We start from the raw sequence: 18637 nt of genomic DNA, 5'->3' as shown, positions 1-18637 counted from the left end.
CTCGGGCGTCCCCGGCCGAAGGCTGAAGGAGGAAGTTCGACGACAGGCCCTAGCCGTCGTACCACAACGACCCCGGCATCCAAGACGCCGGCCGGGCGGAGCCCTTCGCGGACACGGCCGGCGTGTCGGTGAGGAGCACGCCCGTCACCAGGGAGGGGCGGATGCGCACGGCCTGGTCCGTGCCCTCCTGAGGTGCCCAGGGGGTGAGCAGCGTCCGGACCCGGGCCAGGTCGGCGGGGTCGGTGACGAGCCGGGCGTAGCCGGTGACCACCACGCTCCAGCCGAGATGCGTTTCCGGATCGATCGCGTCGGCCTCGTAGGCGACCACCACGCCGTCGCCTCCGCCCTGCTGCGTGTGCGCGGTCAGCGCGGCGCCCTCGTGGGTGCGGATCACGATGTCGCCGCCGTCGATGATGTGGTTGACCGGGCGCACGGTGGGCAGCGCCTGCCGCGTGAAGACGATCCGCCCCAGGGACACGCTGTCCAGCAGCCCCAGCGCTTCGACCGGGTCGAGTTCGATGCGACGCTGTTTCGGCTTGCCGTTACGGATCATGGCTGGCTTCTTCGCGGGTGTGTGACTCTCCCCGCCTTCACAGGCCCCCGGCCCGCACGCCGGCAATCCGGGGGCGGAGCGACACCGCGGGGGAATCGGCGCCGCTCCTGATCCCCACTCTCACCCGTCCCACTCCGTCCCCCCCAGTGTCGTTCGGCCCACGGCGGCAGGGCCGGACGTCCCGATTCCGCCGGTAGGCGGGGCCGGGCGAGAAGTCGTCATGGGCCTGTTTCGTACTCACCCCGCCGAGATCCGGAATGAGGTGCACGATGGTGTGGTGACACTCGACGGCCGGGTCCGGGTGACCGCCCCGAGCCCGCCCGCCGCCCGCCCGGCGCGATCCCGCCCGGCGAGGGGCCCGTGGAGTGGGGTGCGGCGAGGCCGCCGGTGCGCGAGAGGAGGCCGTGACAATGAACCGGACACCTCCCATGACGATCACCCAGGCACGGCTGTGGCGGTGGCGACGCAATCCGCTGCGCCGGCACAGCGACGTCGTCGAGGCCTGGATCGTCCTCGTGACCTGGGTGCTCGCCGTTCTCGGCGGAGCCGCCGCCGGTTTCCTGGCGGCCCAGACCGCCGGTGCGGCCTTCTCCGCGCGGCAGGCCCAGGTGCACGCCGTGTCCGCCGTGGTCACCGACGGCGCGGCGCGGACCCCGGCCTACGGCACCGGTTACGACGACGGGCGGGTGTGGGCCGGCGTGCGGTGGACGGACGCCCACGGCACCGTGCACACCGACCGGGCGAAGGTACTCCCGGGCGCCCCCACCGGATCCCAGGTGACCGTGTGGACCAACCGCGCGGGCCATGTGGTCTCCGCGCCCGTCACCGGCGCGGCCGCCGATCTGCAGGCGGCCCTCACCGGCTTCCTCGTCGCCCCGTCGGCCGGCACGGCGGTCTGGGGCGCCGGCTGGGTGGTGCGCAGCCGGCTGATCAGGCGGCGCATGGCCGAGTGGGACGAGGAGTGGAAGCAGATCGGCCCCCGCTGGGGGAACCTCAGCGGCGGACGAGGCTGAGCACACGACGGGCCACTGCCCGGTGCTCCGACCCCCCGGGCCCATCGCCGACGCCGAGCCGCGGCGTACGGACGGCGCCGTGTCCGGACCTCACTCCAGGGCGGATCCCCGCTGCGCCCAGGCACCGGCCGCGCGGTGCGGCCGACGCGAGGAGACGGGTGCGCGAAGAGGCGGATGCGCGACGAGATGGTGCGCACGAGGAGGCGGGGCGGGTCGGCGGACGGGGCGACACGGCGAGAGCGTGACAGGGCGACAGGGCGGGAAGGGCCATCCGCTTCTCGCGGATCCGGATTGCGCGGTGCACGGCTTCGGGCCGCTTCTCCGCGTCTGTTCTCGGTCCTTCCCGCCACTACCAGCACACCACGGAAACCGCCGTCCCACCAGGCCCAGCGGCCCTGCGCCGTCGTACTCCCGGCCCGGCCCGTCCCCGAAGCGGCCGTTCCCGCATCTCACCGGTGCCCCCGCGGCATGAACGGATACGGGCGGACGAGACAGCGGACTGCCGCTCAGGCCTTGTGCAGGACGACGAGGAGCACCAGCAGCACGGTGGCGCCGGCGGTCGTGCCGTGGGCGACCACGGCCGTGAGCGGGAAGTGCCGCTCGGCCGTGGCGTCCCCGTGGGAGTGGCGTCCGGAACTGGGCAGCCAGCGCAGCAGCATCATGAAGCCGAACGCGGCCACGATCAGCACGACCGCGCACGCGGCCCAGGCCGAAGTCCGCACGCCTCCCACCACATAGGCGGTCCAGGCGGCGAGTCCGGCCACGGCGAGCGCCACATGTCCGAGCACGAGCCACAACGGCAGCCGCGTCACACCGGGTGTGCGCTGCCGCAGTCCGCCGTGCCGCACCCACACCGTGGCGAGGTATCCGCCGAGCCCGGCGGTCAGCAGCCACGCACACAGAACGAAGACACCCATACGTCCCGCCCCCCTGTCCTCCATACGGCCGGGCCCTGCCGTGGCGTCAGGGCCGCGTGGCTCAGCACACCGCACAGAGCGGGAGGAGTCCGGAACATCCATCCGTCGATTCACCCGTAGGGATGAAAAGTGGCCTGGCTGTCCCACGGGCCGTCCGAGGGGTGCAAGACAGCGCCCGAAGTACACGGAGCGTGCCGCTCAGGCCACCGTGTCCCGCTGGGCGTCCGGCACCGCCGGTGCGGCTGCCGCAGCCGAGGCCTTCAGCCCCGGGATCAGGCCGGCGACTCGTTCGAGCTGATCGCGCTGGGAGGCCAGACCGAGGGCGCCCGGGCGGACGACGAGATGCCGGGCCCCGGCTTCCACGAACCGGGTGAGCTGGGCGTGCACCTGCGCGGCGGTGCCGGCGACCACCGACTGGATACGTTCCAGCTCCTCCAGCGGCATGCCGTAGACGGCCCGCGCGTACGCCTCCATGTCGTGCCGGGCGCCGTCCTCGCCGGCTTCGTCGACCCGTACGGAGACGAAGAGCGCCGGCGTGACGTCCTGCGCTGGGCGCCCGGCGCCGGCCGCCGCCGCGCGCACGTTCAGCAGGCCGGAGGCGTAGTCGGCCGGGCCGGGCGGGTACGGCAGCCAGCCGTCGTACAGCCGGCCGGTACGGTCCTGCGCCGCCGGGGTTCCGCCGCCGAGCCAGACCGGCGGCCCGCCGGGACGGTGTGGTGCCGTCGCCGGCGGGAGGCCGTCGAACCGGAGGATCTCGCCGTAGAAGGAGTCCGCGCCGCTCCACAGGGCCCGCCACAGCGCGACGGTCTCGTCCAGCCGGGCGAAGCGGCGTGCCCACGGCACCTCGGACAGGTCGTAGAGGGGCCGTCCGAAGCGGCCGGGGAACCCCGCGCCGACGGCGACGGTGAGCCGGCCGCCGGACAGCAGGTCGAGGGAGGCCAGGGTCTGCGCGGTCTGCACCGGCCGGCGCAGGAATGGCAACAGGGCCGCCGTGCCCAGGGTCACGGTCTCGGTCGCCGGGGCGAGCGCGGCCAGCATGGTCAGTGCCTCGATGCGCGGGCTCACCAGGGAGTCGTTGACGAAGACGGAGGAGAAGCCCAGGCGCTCGGCCCGGCGACCGAAGGCCAGCAGTTCGCGCGGGCCGTCGCCCGGACCCCACTGCGCGGTTCCGGTGGGAATGAGTACGCCGATGTCCATGCCGACGATGCTCCGGCCGCGGCCGCGGCGCGACAATTCCCCTCAGGGAATGGCCGGGAAGCCGCGCCGGGCGCTAGAACGGGCGCGTGGACTTCCCCCGCGCCCTGCGCGCCCGCCGCACCAGCCGTCACCTCAGCCAGCTCGACCTGGCCCTGCGGGCGGGCACCACCCAGCGCCACCTGAGCTTCATCGAGTCCGGCCGATCCGTACCCGGCCGCACCATGGTCGTACGCCTCGCCGAGTCGCTGGAACTGCCGCTGCGCGAACGCAACGAGCTGCTGCTTGCGGCCGGGTACGCGCCCGCCTACCCCGAGAGCTCCCTCGACGGCCCCGAACTGGCCCCGGTGCGTACGGCGATCGACCACATCCTGCGCGGGTACCTGCCGTATCCGGCGCTGGTGGTGGACCGGGGCGGTGATCTGATCGCCGCGAACGAGGCGTTCGACGTGCTCACCGAGGGAGCGGCCCCGGAACTGGTCGGCCCGGGCACGAACGTCTACCGGCTCGCACTGCATCCGCGGGGTCTGGCCCCGCGGATCGCCAATCTCGCCGATTGGTCCCGGCACATCCTGGCCCGCCTCGGCCACCTGCCCCAGCTGCGGGACGAACTCGGCGCCTGCATACCCGAGTTGGAACCGTCAGCCGATCATCTCGGCTTTGCCGTCCCCCTGCACCTGCGCTCCTCGTACGGCGACCTACGGCTGATGACGACCGTCACGACCTTCGCCACCGCCGTCGACGTGACCCTCGCCGAGCTGAAACTGGAGGCGTTCCTGCCGGCCGACCCGGCGACCCAGCGGGCCCTGGCAACGGCCGCGGCGCACCGGGACATCCAGGGGCCCCGCTAGGGCCTGTCGCGGTCTTGTCCCGGACCGCTCCACCCACTTCAATGCTCCTACCTCCCACAGGAGAACACCTGTCCCACACACCCAGTGAAGGGGTTCTTCTTGACCGCCCTACGCGTCACCGCCGTCACCGCAGCGGCCTGCGCCACCGTGCTCGCCGTCGCGCTGCCCTCCTCCGCGATCAACTCCTACAACGCCACACCCGCACCCGAACGCACCGAGGTCGGTGCGCTCGTGGCCACCTGGGACGACGACAACGATCCGGCGACCCCGGACCGCGTCGACTGGGTGTGTTCCGGCACGATGATCGACGCCGACACCTTCCTGACCGCGGCGCACTGCACCAGCGACTGGCCGGCCGGCGTCCGGTTCCATGTCTCGCTCGACCAGGACGTCCAGGCCGGACTCGACGCCGCCGCGAAGAAGTACCCGGGCGACCCGGCCGCCCAGGCGAACGCCGTGGCCGTCGAAGGTGTCGCGCACACCCACCCCGACTATCCGGGCCCCGCCTCCGACCCGCACGACATCGCGGTGATCGAACTGCCCGCCGCCAAGGTCGCCTCACGCTGGTCCTTCACCCCGGCCACCCTGCCGACCGAGAACCAACTGGGCGCGCTCGGCCCGCAGGGACTGAACTCCACCGACTGGTTCGTGGCCGGGTACGGCACCCAGGAGGCCGCCAACGGCCCCGGCGGCCAGACCCATCCCGGCGGAGGCGTCCGCATGAAGGCACCCGTGACCTTCGACGCCCTCAACGCGGCCTGGGTCCGGCTCGCCATGACCGCTCCCCAGGGCAACGGCGGCGCCTGCTACGGCGACTCCGGCGGACCCAACTTCGCGGTCATCCACGGCAGGAACGTCCTCGCCGCCACGACCATCACCGGCGACACCCCCTGCTACGCCACCAACGTCACCTACCGCCTCGACACCCCCGAAGCCCGAGCCTTCCTGGCACCGTTCACGAAACTGCCCTGACGCTGAACACCCCGCGCCGGCTGGGCCGTTGACGGCAAGGGCCCGGCCGCGGAGACCGGTCGAACACCGGCACCGACGGTACGCCGGGAAAGCCCACGACCGACGGCGCGCTCCGCGCCCGCCCACCGGGCCGTCGTCGTGAACACGGACGGCCAGGCGCACACGTTCGTGGGGGGCAGAGCGAGGAGCGCGGCGATCCGCCGGGGGAGAGGCCCGGGTGCGGGAAGCGTCAGCACTGGCCTGGCGAGCGGGACGGGCGCCAGCGTGCCAATCGCCCAGGCGGCGACCGCCTTGCGACGGCCGATGCCGACGGCCCGGGCCGCCTCCTCGCCCGCCCGGCGCTCCGCCGGGTGGGCGAGGAGGTCCGCAGCGGCCGGAGGAACAGCATCGCCGCCGACACCACGATCCGGTCACGTGGGCCGCGCGGCGAGGTGCAGGCGTACGGCTCGCTGTCGGGCAGCACCGTCACCTGGGTGGACTGCAGCCCCCGCAGCGCCGCGTGGGCCCGCTGCCGTACCCGGTGGTGCCGCAGCAGGCGCCGACGATCTCGTGCGGTGGTTCGCTCTCGCGGGGGCGTGCCGAGCACCATCAGCGGGGTCAGGCGCACTTTGCTGCGCGGCGCCGTCACCGTGGAGGCGGCGGTCAGCAGCAGGTGCTCGGTCGTCGTCGGCCTGGTCCACAAGTGCGCGGCAGCGGTCGCTGGTCGCCATGCGGTCGCGGGGCGGCGCAACTCGCCTGCGCCACCCGGCAGGCGGGGCCGGTCGGCGGACGCTCCTGCGCCCGGGCCGCGGAACAGAGTCCCGGCCGGGTGCGGAGCGGGCGGGTCGTCCGGGAGGGGGCGGCTCAGTTCCGTGAGTTGCCGAACAGGATGCGGTATCCGATGAGCAGCACCAGGGAGCCGGCGATCGCCGCGCCCCAGGTGTAGAGGTCGAAGAAGTGCTTCTCCACCGAACGGTGGAGGAAGTGGGCGGAGAGCCAGCCGCCGACGAAGGCGCCGGCGACGCCGATGAGCGTGGTGCCGATCAGGCCGCCGGGATCGCGGCCCGGCAGCAGTATCTTGGCGATGCCTCCGGCGAACAGGCCCAGGATGATCCAGCCGATGAAGCCCATGGTGTTGTTCCTCCCGTCGGGTCGGGATCCGCGCCGAGTGCGGCGGAGTCCGACACTTGATTGCCCCTTTGCGCAAGCCTAGAGGCCCGTCGAGGGGGCCGGACAAGTGGTGTTGGCCTGCGGCGGGCCACTGGTGATGAGCCGTCGAGGTTCTGCTACATGATTAAGACATTGCGCAATCGAGGAACTCAGAGTGGCCCCGGGGCGTCGATCATGATGGACACGGAAAGTGTGAGCGGCTGCGGAGGACGTGGATGAGTGTGTCCCTGACCAAGGGCGGCAATGTGTCGCTGAGCAAGCAGGCCCCCGGTCTGAGTGCCGTGACGGTCGGGCTGGGCTGGCAGGCGAACGCCGGGTACGAACCGGACGCCGGCGCTCTGCTGTGCGCCCCGTCGGGCAAGGTGCCCTCCGACGAGCACTTCGTCTTCTTCAACAACCCGAGCAGCCCCGACGGTTCGGTCCGTCACCTGGGCGGCGGCCGTCCGGTCGACGGCGACGACCAGCGGATCGAGGTCGACCTGACCAGAGTCCCGGACGGGGTCGAGAAGGTCGTCTTCACCGTGTCGCTGTACGAGGGCGCGAGTCGCGGCCAGGCCTTCGGGCAGGTGCACTGCGCGCACATCCGTGTCCTCGACCGGGAAGGCGGCACCGAACTGGCCCGCTACGGCCTCGCGTCCGGCGCCCTGTCGACCGAGACCGCGCTCGTCTTCGGCGAGCTGTACCGGCACGGCGCGGAGTGGAAGTTCCGCGCGGTCGGCCAGGGTTACGCCTCGGGCCTCGCCGGCATCGCCACCGACTACGGCGTGGCCGTGCTGAGGGACACGTCCCCGAGCCCGGCTCCGGACCCGGTCCCCGCACCGCAGACGCACGGCGGGAGCAAGGTGCCGCCCGTCCCGTCGAAGCCGCCGGTCGCCGCTCCGCCGGTCCCGGCGTTCTCCACATCCCCGCAACCAACCACCGGGAGTTCCAGCGTGACCTGCTTCTTCGACCCCAACCACGGCCCGGGCGTGACGACCGTGACCTGGTCACCGCAGTGGGGCGTGCCCCGGCCCGTCCAGACCTGCGGCGCCTGCGCGCAGCGCGTACAGACCACCGCGCCGCCGTTCTACACCCCGCCCCAGCAGGGCTATCCGCAGCCCGTGCCGCAGGGCTATCCGCAGCAGGGCTATCCGCAGCAGGGTTACCCCCAGCAGGGATACGGGCAGCCGTACGAGGATCACGACCATCATCAGGGCGGCGGCCGGCGCTTCGGCGCGGGCGCGCTCATCGGTGCCGGCGCGGCAGGCCTCATCGGCGGCGCGCTGCTCAACGAGGCGTTCGACGACGACGAGCCGGAGGTGGTCAACAACTTCTACGAGGACTGAGTCCCCGGGAGGGAAGCGGACATCTCCTTTCCTTCCGCCCCGCGAGCATGCGCCCGGTCCCCGCGTGGACGGCCGGGCCCTCCGGGCGGCGCCGGACCGTCGGAACCGGACGCCTACACTGGGTGGGCGCAGGTGCGTCGGCTGTGACGAGGGCGCGGACGGGAGGGGACTGTGACGGACAGCAGCGCCGCCGGCTTCGAGGACCCGCCCGCCGAGGTGCTCGCCGAGGCCGCCGTGGCGTTCGGTCTGCTCGCCTCCTCCGCCCGGCTGCATCTGATGTGGGCCCTGTCGCAGGGGGAGAGCGATGTCACGCATCTCGCCGACCGGGTGGGCGGAGCACTCCCCGCGGTCAGCCAGCACCTGGCGAAGCTCAAGCTCGCCGGACTCGTCCGCGCGCGCCGCGAAGGCCGTCGGCAGGTCTATTGCATCGACGACCCCGACGTGGTGACCTTGGTCCGGGTGATGGTGGGGCAGCTGACCGTGCGGTCGGCGCACGCCTCCGCCCCGGTCCACAGCGTGCACGGGATCGGTGGCTGAGAGCAGCGCGGGAAGCCGGCCGGCCCGTGCAGGTCCCTTCTGCATGACGCACTTGTGCAGGCTCTATGCTGCAGGCTCTGTGCGAGGTCTATATGTCGCTCTTATATGAGGCGCGTAGACTCCCGCTCCGGCACCGTCCCGGGTTCGTACGGCGGTTCCATGAGATGCCTCACCTGTGAATCATGTGTGCATCTGTGCTGTTCGGGCCGCAGATTTGTTAGATTGCGCAACCACGCAAGTAAAGGTGGAGCTGTGTGCTCCGCCTGCCCGTACACCGCCGCGCGGGTCAGGCCGTAAACCCCACGGCCCAGCCTGACAGGCCCGACCGTTCATGGGAGTGGTAGATGAGCGACCCGTGGGACGGGCCGAGCGGGCAGGCCACGCGCAGCCGTACCGCGCGGGTGCCCGGACAGCGCACCGCCGAGCCCGACGGGGCGCACCGGCCGGGTGGCCGGGCCGCGGCGCGGGCCGCCGCCCGGGAGCGCGGCCGGCGGGGGCGCCGGGCCCGTCCGGCCGGCCGCGGCAGGAGGGTGCTGAAGGTCCTCGGGATAGGCCTGTCGGTGATCATCGTGGTCACGGCCGGTGCGGGCTGGTGGTTCTACCAGCACCTGAACGGCAACATCCACAGCGTCGCCCTCGACGGCAAGGGCGGCGCCGAGAAGGCCGACGCCTTCGGCCGCACCCCGATCGACATCCTGGTCATGGGCTCGGACGGCCGTACCAGCCAGGCCGACTGCAAGCTCGGCGGCGGCTGCTCCAAGACCGGTGTGCAGACCGGCAGCAACGCTGACGTACAGATGGTGCTGCACATATCCGCCGACCGCTCCAACGCGACGGTCATGAGCATCCCGCGCGACACCATGACCCAGGTCCCGGCCTGCAAGGACAGCGAGACGGGCCGGTCCACGTCCGGCTACTACGGCCAGATCAACAGCGCTCTGCAGTACGGCCCCGCCTGCCAGGTGGCCACCGTCCACCAGCTCACCGGCATCCCGATCGACCACTTCGTCAAGCTCGACTTCTCCGGCGTCGTGAAGATGTCCGACGCCATCGGCGGTGTCTCCGTCTGTGTCAGCGACAACGTGTACGACACCTACTCCCACCTCAAGCTGTCCAAGGGCACCCACACCCTCAAGGGCGACGCGGCGCTGGAGTTCGTCCGCTCCCGGCACGGTTTCGGCGACGGCAGCGACCTCGGCCGTACGATCTCGCAGCACATCTTCCTCAGCGCGATGATCCGCAACTTCAAGAGCGCGGGCACGCTCACCGACCCCACCGCCGTCTACGGCCTGGCAGACGCCGCCACCAAGGCGCTGACCGTGGACGACGGCCTGGGCAGCGTGAAGAAGCTGATCTCCCTGGCGTCGGACGTGAACAAGGTCCCGACGAAGCGGATGACCTTCACGACGATGCAGACGGCCCCCGACCCGAACAACAAGGACCGGGTGGTGGTGGGTCCGGGCGCGAAGACCCTCTTCTCGACCATCGCCAACGACCAGTCGCTGACCACCGGCTCGGGCAAGAAGGCCGCGGCGGCCTCGGCGACCGCGACGGCCTCGGCCGTCCCCGCCTCGCAGATCGCCGTCACCGTCGAGAACGGCACCCCGGTCACCGGCCGCGCCTCGGACATCGCGACCGCACTGACCGACCAGGGCTTCGGCTCCGGCACGACCACGGCCAACGCACCGAGCCCGGCGAGCACCACCACGCTGACCTACGGCACCGGTCAGAAGGCGGAGGCCCAGACGGTCGCCAAGGCGCTGGGTCTGTCCTCCGCGCACCTGAAACAGGGCACCGGCACCGGCCTGACCGTGGTCATCGGCAGCGACTGGCCCAGCGGCACCAGCTACCCGGGTGGCAGTTCCTCGCCGGCGCCCGCCGACACCAAGGCCGCCGTCGGAGGCGCGCACGCCTCCACCGCCGACCAGGCCAAGACCTGCGCCAAGGTCAGCCCGTACCGGACGGTCAGCCTCAACGGCATCCCCATGACGCCGGCCCAGGCGTACGCTGCGGCGCGCGGCAAGCCGGACTCCGACGCCTGACCGTGGCGACCGCGTCGATGGCCAGGTTGTACGGTTGCGCAATACTGCAAGTCAGGGAGGGGTGGGCGCGATGCTCCGCAACGGACTGGAACCCTGGCACCTGCTGATCGTGGCGATCGTCGTGATCGTGCTGTTCGGCTCGAAGAAGCTGCCCGAGGCCGCGCGTGGACTGGGCAAGTCCATGCGCATCCTGAAGAGCGAGGCCAAGGCCATGAAGGAGGACGACGCCGCCCGGCCGTCCACCGCGCCCACCGTCGAGAGCGGGCCGGCCGCCTGAACCGCGCCCATCGCGCGGCCCGGCCGACTCACCGCGTCCACCGCGTGGGTCAGGGGCTGGCGATGTCGAAGCCGTACCGCAGGGGCTCGCTGGTGACGGTGTAGTCGCGGCGGTACAGGTACACCGCCTCGGCGCGTACGCCGCCGGGCGGTGCGGCCTCGACCTGGCAGGGGTACGTCACCTGGATCACGCGCGGTCGGTCGGAGACCTTCATCCGCAGCCCGTCCGCCGGCCCGCCGTCGAGCACGGCGGTCTCCCAACCCGTCACCTCGGTAGTCTCCACGCCGGAAAGTTTACGGGTTGCGCAAGTTTCGAGCCCGTGAGCCGGGTCACGGCGAGAAGCCGCTCTATGTGTGCCGTTGGGAGGCGGCCGCTTCGGGGCGCAGGTCGGACAGGGTCAGCGGGCGGGCCGGGGGATCGGGCACGGCGATGCGGGAGGTCACCTGCAGATCGGCGTCGACGTGGAGCAACTCGCCGGGCGCCATGAGCTGCCAGTGCGGGTTCTCGTCCATGGGCTCGCTGGCCACGACGACCGACGGACGATCACCCAGATGCGCCGAGCGCACACGCATGTGACCGTGCCGGCCGGCGTGGTCGAGATGCCGCGTGCCGTGGTGACCGCCGGCCGGGCGCCGCAGGGCGTACAGCTCGTGGGTGGCGGGATAGCGCAGGGCCCACAGCTCTCGGGCGGTGACGAGGATGACGTTGAGGGCGAACAGGGGCAGGTTCCCGGCGACCCAGCGGGCCGCGGACGCGATGCCGGCTGACACGTCCCCGCCGTGCGCCGCCGTCTCCCTCGTGACCAGGGCGAAGAAGCGCTCGGAGTCGGTGTCCCCCTGCACCAGTGACCGGTCCTCGCCGAGATGCTGGTCCAGTCTGTCCAGCCCCTCGATCACGCCGTTGTGCGCGAACAGCCGCCTGTCCTGGTCGAAGGGGTGGGTGTTGCGGACGTCCAGCCCTCCGGTCGAGGCGTAGCGGATGTGTGCGAGGAAGGTGGCCGACTCGACCTCCCGGGCCTCCCGGGCGAAGGCGCGGTCCTCGTACGCGGCAATGGGTGCCTTGTGCACCTCCGGCGTGCCGTCCGCGTCGAAGAACCCGAGCCCGGTGCCGTCGGGCTCGCGCCGACTCTGCACGCTGAGACTGTCGGGGGCGTCCAGCAGCCAGAACGTGGCGTGCGTGCGCAGCGGGGAGCTGATCAGTCCGAACAGTCGGCACACGGCATCCTCCTTCACCCGTCTTCCGCCGAGCTCCGTCGTCCGGTGCCCCGCACGGACGACCATGGTCCCGCGTGCCGGACGTTCGCGCACGCGCGCCACCGGCGGAATCCGGCCCCGCACCGGCGGCCTTCGTCCTGCCGGCGGCTTCGTCAAGCGGCCGGTCGCAGCACCGAGTCGAGCGCTGCGTCGATCGTCGGATGGGCGAATGTGAAACCAGCCTTGCGCAGGGCGGCCGGTACGGCGCGTGCGCTGCACGTGATGCTCGCGGCGAACTCGCCGAGCGCTGCGCGCAGGGCGAAGGCCGGGACGACGGCGAGCGCCGGACGGTGCAGGGCGCGGCTCAGTGCCCGGATCACCTCGCGGTTCGTGAGCGGTTCGGGGGCCGTGAAGTTGACCGGACCGGATAGCTCCTCGGTGCCGAGGGCGAAACGGAGCGCCGCGACGTGGTCCGTCAGGGAGATGAACGGCCAGTACTGGGTCGCCCGAGCCGAGCAGGCCGCCCAGGCCGAGGCGGAAGAGCGGGAAGAGCCGGCCGAATGCGCCGCCCCGGGCGGAGACGACCAGCCCGGTGCGCGGGTGCACCACGCGGATGCCGGCCTGCCGTGCCGGGTCGGCGGCCGCCTCCCATTCGACGCAGACGGAGGACAGGAAGTCGTGCCCGGCCGACTCGCTCTCCTCGACGGTCCGTTCACCCGTGTCGCCGTAGTAGCCGGTCGCGGACGCGGACACCAGGATGCGCGGCGGGCCGGCGGACGCGGCGCAGGCTCGCGCGATGGTGTCGGTGCCGCGCACCCGGCTGTCGCGGATCTCCCGCTTGTGGGCGGCGGTCCACCGCTTGTCGCCGACTCCCGCACCGGCCAGGTGGACTACGGCGTCGACGCCGTCCAGTGCACCGGGCTCGACTCGGCCCGCGCCCGGGTCCCAGTGGGCGGACGCGCTGCCGTCCTGAGGGGCGGCGGCGGACCGGTCGCGGACCAGGCGGACCACCTGGTGGCCGTCCGCGAGGAGGGAGCGGGTGAGAGCGGAGCCGATGAGTCCGGTGGATCCGGTGACGGCGACGCGCACGGCGTCCTCGCGAGGAGGCTGTGCTTCAAATGTGAATCATGTCGCATCGCAAGATACATGATTATTTGTTGTTTCAAGTAAGCAGGAGGCGGCCCGCCCGGGACCGCGACGACCTGACCCGGCGCACCAGGTCCACGGCGGCCGGCTGCCACTCGGGATGGTCGAAGTCGAACCCGGCCGCCGACAACCGGCCCGGGACCACCCGGCGGCTCTTGAGCAGCAACTCCGTGTCCGAGCGCAGCGCGAAGGCTCCCAGTTCCGCCATCCAGCGGGTCGCCGGCAGTCCCACGGGGACGCCCCGGGCCGCGCGCAGTGTCCGCATGAACTCCCGGTGCGGGAGCGGGCCGGGGGAGGCCAGGTTGACCGGGCCGTCGATGTCGTCCCGGTCGATCAGGAACTCCACCGCGCGTACGAAGTCCGCGTCATGGATCCAGGAGACGTACTGCGCACCACCGGCGACCGGCCCGCCCAGCCCCAGCCGGGCCAGGCCCAGCAGCACGTCGAAGACCCCGCCCCGGTCCGGGCTCATCACCATCGCCGCGCGCAGCGCCACCTTCCGTGTCGCGGGTGTCGGTGCCTCGGCCTGGGCGCGCTCCCAGTTCTTGGCGATGTCGACGCTGTAGGCCCAGTAGTCCGGAACTCCCGCCTCCGAGCCGCCGATCGTGCCGGTCGCCTCGTCGTTCGCTGCGTCGAAGCGGTGGGCGTAGATCGTGGCCGTACTCATCTGCAGCCACGCCCGCGGCGGTTGCGCGGCGGCGGCGATGGCCTGTCCGACCGCACGCGCCGAGTTCACCCGCGAGTCCATCATGGCCCGCAGGTTCTCGGCGGTGTAGCGGCAGGACACGCTGCGTCCGGCCAGGTTGATGACGACGTCGCTGCCGTCGACCACCTCGGCCCAGCGGCCGAGCGTGGCCCCGTCCCAGCCGACCTGCCGCTCGCGCGTCGGGCACCGGGTCACCACGGTGACCTCGTGTCCGGCTGCCGTCAGCGCACGGTCGAGAATCGCACCGATCTGTCCGGTTCCTCCCGGCAGAACTACCTTCATCGAGCCCCCTCGGTTCGGTACCACCCCCAGGGTAGCCCTGAATTTGAACACGTTCAAAAGCGGGCCTCCCGGCCACTTGCCGACGGCCGGGTTTCCGGCCCGCCTCGCTGACTGGTCGTTCGCAGTGCCGGTGTCAACGGCACCCGGGAGGCCGGAGCGTACGGCGGCAAGTCGATGGACAACTCCCCCTGCAGGAGGCCAGTGTTGATGCAATGGAGCAGAAGGAGATCTGGGGCGCGGCCGTCGCCCGGCGCTACGACACGCCCGGTACCGGCATGTTCGCGCCGGACGTCCTGACCCCCACGGTGGAACGGCTCGCCGAGCTGGCGGACGGCGGAGCGGCACTGGAGTTCGCGATCGGGACCGGCCGGGTCGCTGTCCCGCTGGCCGGGCGGGGGGTTCCCGTCACCGGCATCGAGCTGTCCGGGCCGATGGTGGAGCAACTGCGCACCAAGGCCGGCGAAGCCACGATCCCCGTGGTCATGGGCGACATGGCGACGACCCGCGCCCCGGGGACGTACCGCCTCGTCTACCTCGTCTACAACACGATCTCCAATCTGCTCACCCAGGCCGAGCAGGTCGAGTGCTTCCGCAACGCCGCCCGCCACCTCACGCCCGGCGGCCGGTTCGTGATCGAGCTGTGGGTGCCGGAGCTGCGCACGCTTCCCCCCGGCCAGGAGGCCACCGTGTGGCGCACCGACGCCGGGTACATCGGGCTGGACACCTACGACATCCTCAACCAGCGTGTCGTATCGCACCACTTCCGCTTCGACGAGACCGAGGAAGCCCGGCTGTACCGCAGCCCGCACCGCTACATCTGGCCCTCCGAACTCGACCTCATGGCCCAACTGGCCGGATTCGGGCTGGAGTCCAGGCATGCCGACTGGTCCGGCACCGAGTTCACCGCCGAGTCGCGTGCTCATGTCTCGGTGTACCGGCTGCCGCTGACGCAATAGCCGAGGAACAACGCGTTCCGGTACGGCGCGCACACTGCCCTCGTTCCGGGCGCACGGGCAGCCGGCCGAGCAGTTCCGCCCCCTGGGAGGCGGGGTCGCCGGGGACACTCAGGAAGGCAGCAGCCGCAGTGCGTACAGCGCGGCGCCCAGGTCGGCGAGGGCCATGGGGTCGGTGAGCGGACGCCCGGTCAGCTCCTCGACACGGCGCAGCCGGTAGCGCACGGTGTTGGGGTGGACGAAGAGTCCTTCCGCGGCACCGGCGGCCACACCGCCCGAGGCGAACCAGTGACCGAGGGTCTGCAGCAGCCGAGCCCGCTCCGCCTCCGGTAGTTCGAGGAGCGGACCCAATGCGACCTCGACCAGCCGGCTCGCCTCCGCCGGGGCCGCCGCCACCAGCATCGCCAGCGGGCTGTCGTCGAACCGGGTGACCCCCGGACCCCCGCCGGGCCGTCCGGCCAGGGCGAGCCGGGCGAACCGCAGCGCCTGCGGCGTGTCCCGAAGCGAGTCGAACCGCGGGCTGACACCCACCCGGGCCCGCCGACGGCGCAGCGCGCGCAGGCTCACCGTCTCCGCGTCCCGGTGCCCCAGCGAGACCAGCCCGATCTGCTGGTCCGGCAGCAGTCGCCACACCGACGGCACGCCGGAACGGCGCAGCGCCGCCTCGATCCCCGGCAGCGGCTCCTGGCCGGGATCCGGCACCGCCGCGGCCACGACCGCGTACGGCCCGCGCTCCGGCAGGCCCAGCTGCCGGGCCGCCTCCCACGGCGTCGTACGATCCGCGAGTGCGCCCGTGAACAACGCCTCGGCCAGGGCCGATCGACGGGCCTCTCGCTGCAGCGCCAGCTCCGCGCTCGCCTCGCGGTAGGCGGCCGCGACGGCCTCCGCGTACCGGCCGAACAGCGCCCAGATCTCCGAGGAACCGGCCACCAGCTCCGCGTCCGTGACCTCCGGATGCCTGCGCGCCTCGTCGACCATCTCCGACCACAGCAGTTCGAAACCGACCCGGTAGGCGTGCAGCGTGTCCGCAAGCGGCACGCCCTGCTCGGCGCGCAGCCGGCCGGTCTGCTGAGCTGCCCCCACATCGGGTTCGGCGCCGTAGGCGAAACGCCCCAGGAGCAGATCGGCGTTGCCCCGGCACGACTCCCTGAGCGACGCGAACGGGATCAGCGACTCGTCCGCGTACGACTCGACCTCCGCACGGATGCGCCCGGCCATCCGCTCGCCGAGCTCCGGAAGGCGCACACGCAAGGCGGCGCCCACATTCGACAGACCCATACCCGCAGCGTACGGCGGTCTGATTGTGCACGGGAACAACTCCGGCACGGGCGGACTGTGGACGCCACCATGGACGCCCGTGACCGTGCACGCGACCATGCCGGGAGCGCTCGCGGCGGGACCCGTGAGCGCGGCGGGAGCATGCGTGCGAGGAGGCATCATGGCCAATCTGGCGGAATTCCTGGCGGAGACGGCGCGACGGCTGCCGGAGCGCCCGGCGCTGCGGCTCGGCACCGCGACCACCACCTACGCCGAGCTCGACCGGCTCAGCGCCCAGGCCGCCGAGCTGCTGCGCACCGAGGGCCTGCGCCGCGGTGACCGGGTAGCACTGATGCTCCCGAACGTGCCCGAGTTCGTCGTCCTGTACTACGCCGTCCTGCGCGCCGGCGGCATCGTGGTGCCGATGAACCCGCTGCTCAAGGAGCGCGAGACCGAGTACCACCTGCGGGACTCCGGTGCCGTGCTCCTCTTCGAGTGGCATCAGGCGCCCGGCGAGGGCGCCGCGGGCGCGGGGGCCGCCGGCGTACGGCACCTGACGGTCGAACCGGCCGCCTTCGCCGCCGAACTGGCCCGCCTGGACCCGGAACACGAGGTGACGGCCGCCGCCGGCGACGACATCGCCGTGCTGCTCTACACCTCGGGCACCACCGGCCGCCCCAAGGGCGCCGCGCTCACCCACGCCGGGCTGCGCCACAACACCGAGGTCAACGTCACCGAGGTCCAGCGGCTGACCTCCGAGGACGTGATCGTGGGCTGTCTGCCGCTGTTCCACATCTTCGGGCAGACCTGCACCATGAACGTCGCCGTCCGCAGCGGCGCGTCCCTCACCCTCGTCCCCCGCTTCGATCCGCAGACCGTGCTCGACGCCGTCGCACGCGACCGGGCGACCGTCTTCGAGGGCGTCCCGACCATGTACGCGGCGCTGCTCCAGCACCCGGGTGCCGACGCGGCCGACGTCTCCAGTCTGCGCATGTGCGTCTCGGGCGGTGCCTCGCTGCCGGTGGAGATCCTGCACGGGTTCGAGCGGCGCTTCGGCTGCATGGTGCTGGAGGGCTTCGGCATGTCCGAGACCAGCCCGGTCGTCTCCTTCAACCACCCCGACCGCCCGCGCAAGCCCGGCTCCATCGGTACCCCCATCCGCGACGTCGAGGTCCGGCTGCTGGACGACTGCGGCCGGGACGTCGCACCGGGGGAGGTCGGTGAACTGGCCGTGCGCGGGCCGAACGTGATGAAGGAGTACTGGCACCGCCCCGAGGAGACGGCCGCCGCGATCCCCGACGGCTGGCTGCGCACCGGCGACCTGGCCCGCCGGGACGAGGACGGCTATCTGTACATCGTCGACCGGAAGAAGGACCTCATCATCCGCGGCGGCTACAACGTCTACCCGCGCGAGATCGAGGAGGTGCTGCACGAGCATCCCGCCGTCGCCCTCGCCGCGGTCCTCGGCGTGCCCGACGCACGGCTCGGCGAGGAGGTGGCCGCCGCGGTCGTCCTGCGTCCGGGAGCCCGGGCGGACACCGAGGAGTTGCAGCGGTTCGTCCGGGACCGGGTGGCCGCCTACAAGTACCCGCGCCGGCTCTGGCTGACGGAGACGCTGCCGATGGGGCCGAGCGGCAAGATCCTCAAGCGGGAGATCACCGCGCCGACGCCCTGAGACAGTCCTTGCCGCATGAACGGGCCGTTCACTATAAGCAGTTGACGTCATGTCGTGTTGAACGCAACTCTTCTCGCATGTCATCAACCGCCGATCACACCGACCCCTTCAACCCTCCGCAGCCGGAGCAGGCGCGTGCCCAGCGGGTCCACGCCTCGCTGTTCCGTATCGCCGAGCGGCACGCCGCGACGGACGGGCAGCGGTGCCGCCAGATCCACCCGTCGGTCCTGGCGCCGCACGAGGCCGTGCGGCTCGTGACGTTCCTGCTGAGCGGCGCCGCGCTGCCCGACGACGGCGAGCCGGAGGTGGACCGTGCCGACATCACGGCCGCGTTGAGTCTCGTGCCGCTGGTACGGGCGGAGCTGGACGAGCTGGAGGCCTCGCTCCTGCAGATGGCCCGCGGCCGCGGCATGACCTGGCCGCAGATCGCCTTCGGCCTCGGACTCGGCACCCCGCAGGCCGCCAGGCAGCGCTACGAACGCCTGGCGGACCGCACCGCCACCGACGACGAGGACGACGCCTGAACACGTGGCCCGGCAGCCGGCCGCAGGCCACCATGCCCGAGGGCTTCCCGGGGCAACGCCCCGGCGGGCTA

19 protein-coding genes and 1 pseudogene are annotated in these 18637 nt (G+C 72.2%); 10 read left to right on the top strand and 10 right to left on the bottom strand.

Going from position 1 to position 18637, the window contains the following annotated elements; translation table 11 throughout:
- Positions 1 to 49: 49 nt before the first annotated feature.
- Positions 50 to 553, bottom strand: coding sequence for a pyridoxamine 5'-phosphate oxidase family protein (locus ACWGJ5_RS11905; RefSeq protein WP_453309598.1), 504 nt, complete (start codon positions 551 to 553; stop codon positions 50 to 52).
- A 410-nt stretch (positions 554 to 963) separates the two neighbouring features.
- Between ACWGJ5_RS11905 and ACWGJ5_RS11900 the strand changes: the two genes are divergently transcribed.
- On the top strand, positions 964 to 1566 hold the full coding sequence (locus ACWGJ5_RS11900) for an Rv1733c family protein (RefSeq protein ID WP_453309597.1): 603 nt from the start codon (positions 964 to 966) through the stop codon (positions 1564 to 1566).
- A 506-nt stretch (positions 1567 to 2072) separates the two neighbouring features.
- Here ACWGJ5_RS11900 and ACWGJ5_RS11895 read toward each other — a convergent pair.
- Complete coding sequence (locus ACWGJ5_RS11895; RefSeq protein WP_453309596.1) at positions 2073 to 2483, bottom strand: hypothetical protein; 411 nt, start codon at positions 2481 to 2483, stop codon at positions 2073 to 2075.
- Positions 2484 to 2681: 198 nt separating this feature from the next.
- The gene (locus ACWGJ5_RS11890; RefSeq protein ID WP_453309595.1) at positions 2682 to 3680 is read right to left on the bottom strand and encodes an LLM class flavin-dependent oxidoreductase; all 999 of its coding nucleotides are present in this window, start codon (positions 3678 to 3680) and stop codon (positions 2682 to 2684) included.
- 86 nt (positions 3681 to 3766) lie between these two features.
- On the opposite strand from ACWGJ5_RS11890, the gene ACWGJ5_RS11885 reads away from it, so the two are divergent.
- Together ACWGJ5_RS11885 and ACWGJ5_RS11880 are read left to right on the top strand one after the other, a co-directional pair.
- Positions 3767 to 4528 carry a helix-turn-helix domain-containing protein gene (locus tag ACWGJ5_RS11885; RefSeq protein WP_453309594.1) on the top strand — a complete coding sequence of 254 codons (762 nt, stop codon included), beginning with the start codon at positions 3767 to 3769 and terminating at the stop codon, positions 4526 to 4528.
- Positions 4529 to 4627: 99 nt separating this feature from the next.
- Entirely contained in the window at positions 4628 to 5500 is an 873-nt protein-coding gene (locus tag ACWGJ5_RS11880; RefSeq protein ID WP_453309593.1) for a trypsin-like serine protease, read from the top strand.
- A gap of 229 nt (positions 5501 to 5729) precedes the next feature.
- Here ACWGJ5_RS11880 and ACWGJ5_RS11875 read toward each other — a convergent pair whose 3' ends face one another.
- Both ACWGJ5_RS11875 and ACWGJ5_RS11870 read right to left on the bottom strand, forming a co-directional pair.
- Positions 5730 to 6182, bottom strand: coding sequence for a hypothetical protein (locus ACWGJ5_RS11875; protein ID WP_453309592.1), 453 nt, complete (start codon positions 6180 to 6182; stop codon positions 5730 to 5732).
- Positions 6183 to 6343: 161 nt separating this feature from the next.
- Positions 6344 to 6610: a GlsB/YeaQ/YmgE family stress response membrane protein gene (locus tag ACWGJ5_RS11870; protein WP_453309591.1), complete on the bottom strand. Its 267-nt coding sequence runs from the start codon at positions 6608 to 6610 to the stop codon at positions 6344 to 6346.
- Between the two features lie 254 nt (positions 6611 to 6864).
- On the opposite strand from ACWGJ5_RS11870, the gene ACWGJ5_RS11865 reads away from it, so the two are divergent.
- From ACWGJ5_RS11865 to tatA, 4 genes are all read left to right on the top strand, one after another.
- Entirely contained in the window at positions 6865 to 7974 is a 1110-nt protein-coding gene (locus ACWGJ5_RS11865) for a TerD family protein (RefSeq protein ID WP_453309590.1), read from the top strand.
- A 171-nt stretch (positions 7975 to 8145) separates the two neighbouring features.
- The gene (locus tag ACWGJ5_RS11860; RefSeq protein WP_453309589.1) at positions 8146 to 8511 is read left to right on the top strand and encodes an ArsR/SmtB family transcription factor; all 366 of its coding nucleotides are present in this window, start codon (positions 8146 to 8148) and stop codon (positions 8509 to 8511) included.
- Between the two features lie 344 nt (positions 8512 to 8855).
- The gene (locus tag ACWGJ5_RS11855; protein ID WP_453309588.1) at positions 8856 to 10553 is read left to right on the top strand and encodes an LCP family protein; all 1698 of its coding nucleotides are present in this window, start codon (positions 8856 to 8858) and stop codon (positions 10551 to 10553) included.
- A gap of 70 nt (positions 10554 to 10623) precedes the next feature.
- On the top strand, positions 10624 to 10830 hold the full coding sequence (gene tatA, locus ACWGJ5_RS11850) for a Sec-independent protein translocase subunit TatA (protein ID WP_453309587.1): 207 nt from the start codon (positions 10624 to 10626) through the stop codon (positions 10828 to 10830).
- 49 nt (positions 10831 to 10879) lie between these two features.
- Here tatA and ACWGJ5_RS11845 read toward each other — a convergent pair whose 3' ends face one another.
- The 4 genes and pseudogenes from ACWGJ5_RS11845 to ACWGJ5_RS11830 all read right to left on the bottom strand — a co-directional run bounded on the left by ACWGJ5_RS11845 (position 10880) and on the right by ACWGJ5_RS11830 (position 14157).
- The gene (locus tag ACWGJ5_RS11845; RefSeq protein ID WP_451004570.1) at positions 10880 to 11113 is read right to left on the bottom strand and encodes a hypothetical protein; all 234 of its coding nucleotides are present in this window, start codon (positions 11111 to 11113) and stop codon (positions 10880 to 10882) included.
- 64 nt (positions 11114 to 11177) lie between these two features.
- On the bottom strand, positions 11178 to 12047 hold the full coding sequence (locus ACWGJ5_RS11840) for a class II glutamine amidotransferase (RefSeq protein WP_453309586.1): 870 nt from the start codon (positions 12045 to 12047) through the stop codon (positions 11178 to 11180).
- Between the two features lie 149 nt (positions 12048 to 12196).
- A pseudogene (locus tag ACWGJ5_RS11835) lies at positions 12197 to 13112 on the bottom strand (TIGR01777 family oxidoreductase).
- Between the two features lie 73 nt (positions 13113 to 13185).
- Complete coding sequence (locus ACWGJ5_RS11830; protein WP_453309585.1) at positions 13186 to 14157, bottom strand: TIGR01777 family oxidoreductase; 972 nt, start codon at positions 14155 to 14157, stop codon at positions 13186 to 13188.
- A gap of 212 nt (positions 14158 to 14369) precedes the next feature.
- Between ACWGJ5_RS11830 and ACWGJ5_RS11825 the strand changes: the two genes are divergently transcribed.
- Entirely contained in the window at positions 14370 to 15113 is a 744-nt protein-coding gene (locus ACWGJ5_RS11825; RefSeq protein ID WP_453309584.1) for a class I SAM-dependent methyltransferase, read from the top strand.
- 108 nt (positions 15114 to 15221) lie between these two features.
- Here ACWGJ5_RS11825 and ACWGJ5_RS11820 read toward each other — a convergent pair whose 3' ends face one another.
- On the bottom strand, positions 15222 to 16388 hold the full coding sequence (locus ACWGJ5_RS11820) for a PucR family transcriptional regulator (protein WP_453309583.1): 1167 nt from the start codon (positions 16386 to 16388) through the stop codon (positions 15222 to 15224).
- A gap of 160 nt (positions 16389 to 16548) precedes the next feature.
- Between ACWGJ5_RS11820 and ACWGJ5_RS11815 the strand changes: the two genes are divergently transcribed.
- Positions 16549 to 18042: a long-chain-fatty-acid--CoA ligase gene (locus ACWGJ5_RS11815; RefSeq protein WP_453309582.1), complete on the top strand. Its 1494-nt coding sequence runs from the start codon at positions 16549 to 16551 to the stop codon at positions 18040 to 18042.
- Positions 18043 to 18119: 77 nt separating this feature from the next.
- Positions 18120 to 18566, top strand: a complete 447-nt coding sequence (locus tag ACWGJ5_RS11810) for a DNA-binding protein (protein ID WP_453309581.1) — start codon at positions 18120 to 18122, stop codon at positions 18564 to 18566.
- Positions 18567 to 18637: the final 71 nt, after the last annotated feature.

It is taken from the genome of Streptomyces sp. NPDC054783 (genome assembly GCF_053611725.1).
This window is presented reverse-complemented; position numbering and strand designations above follow the sequence as displayed.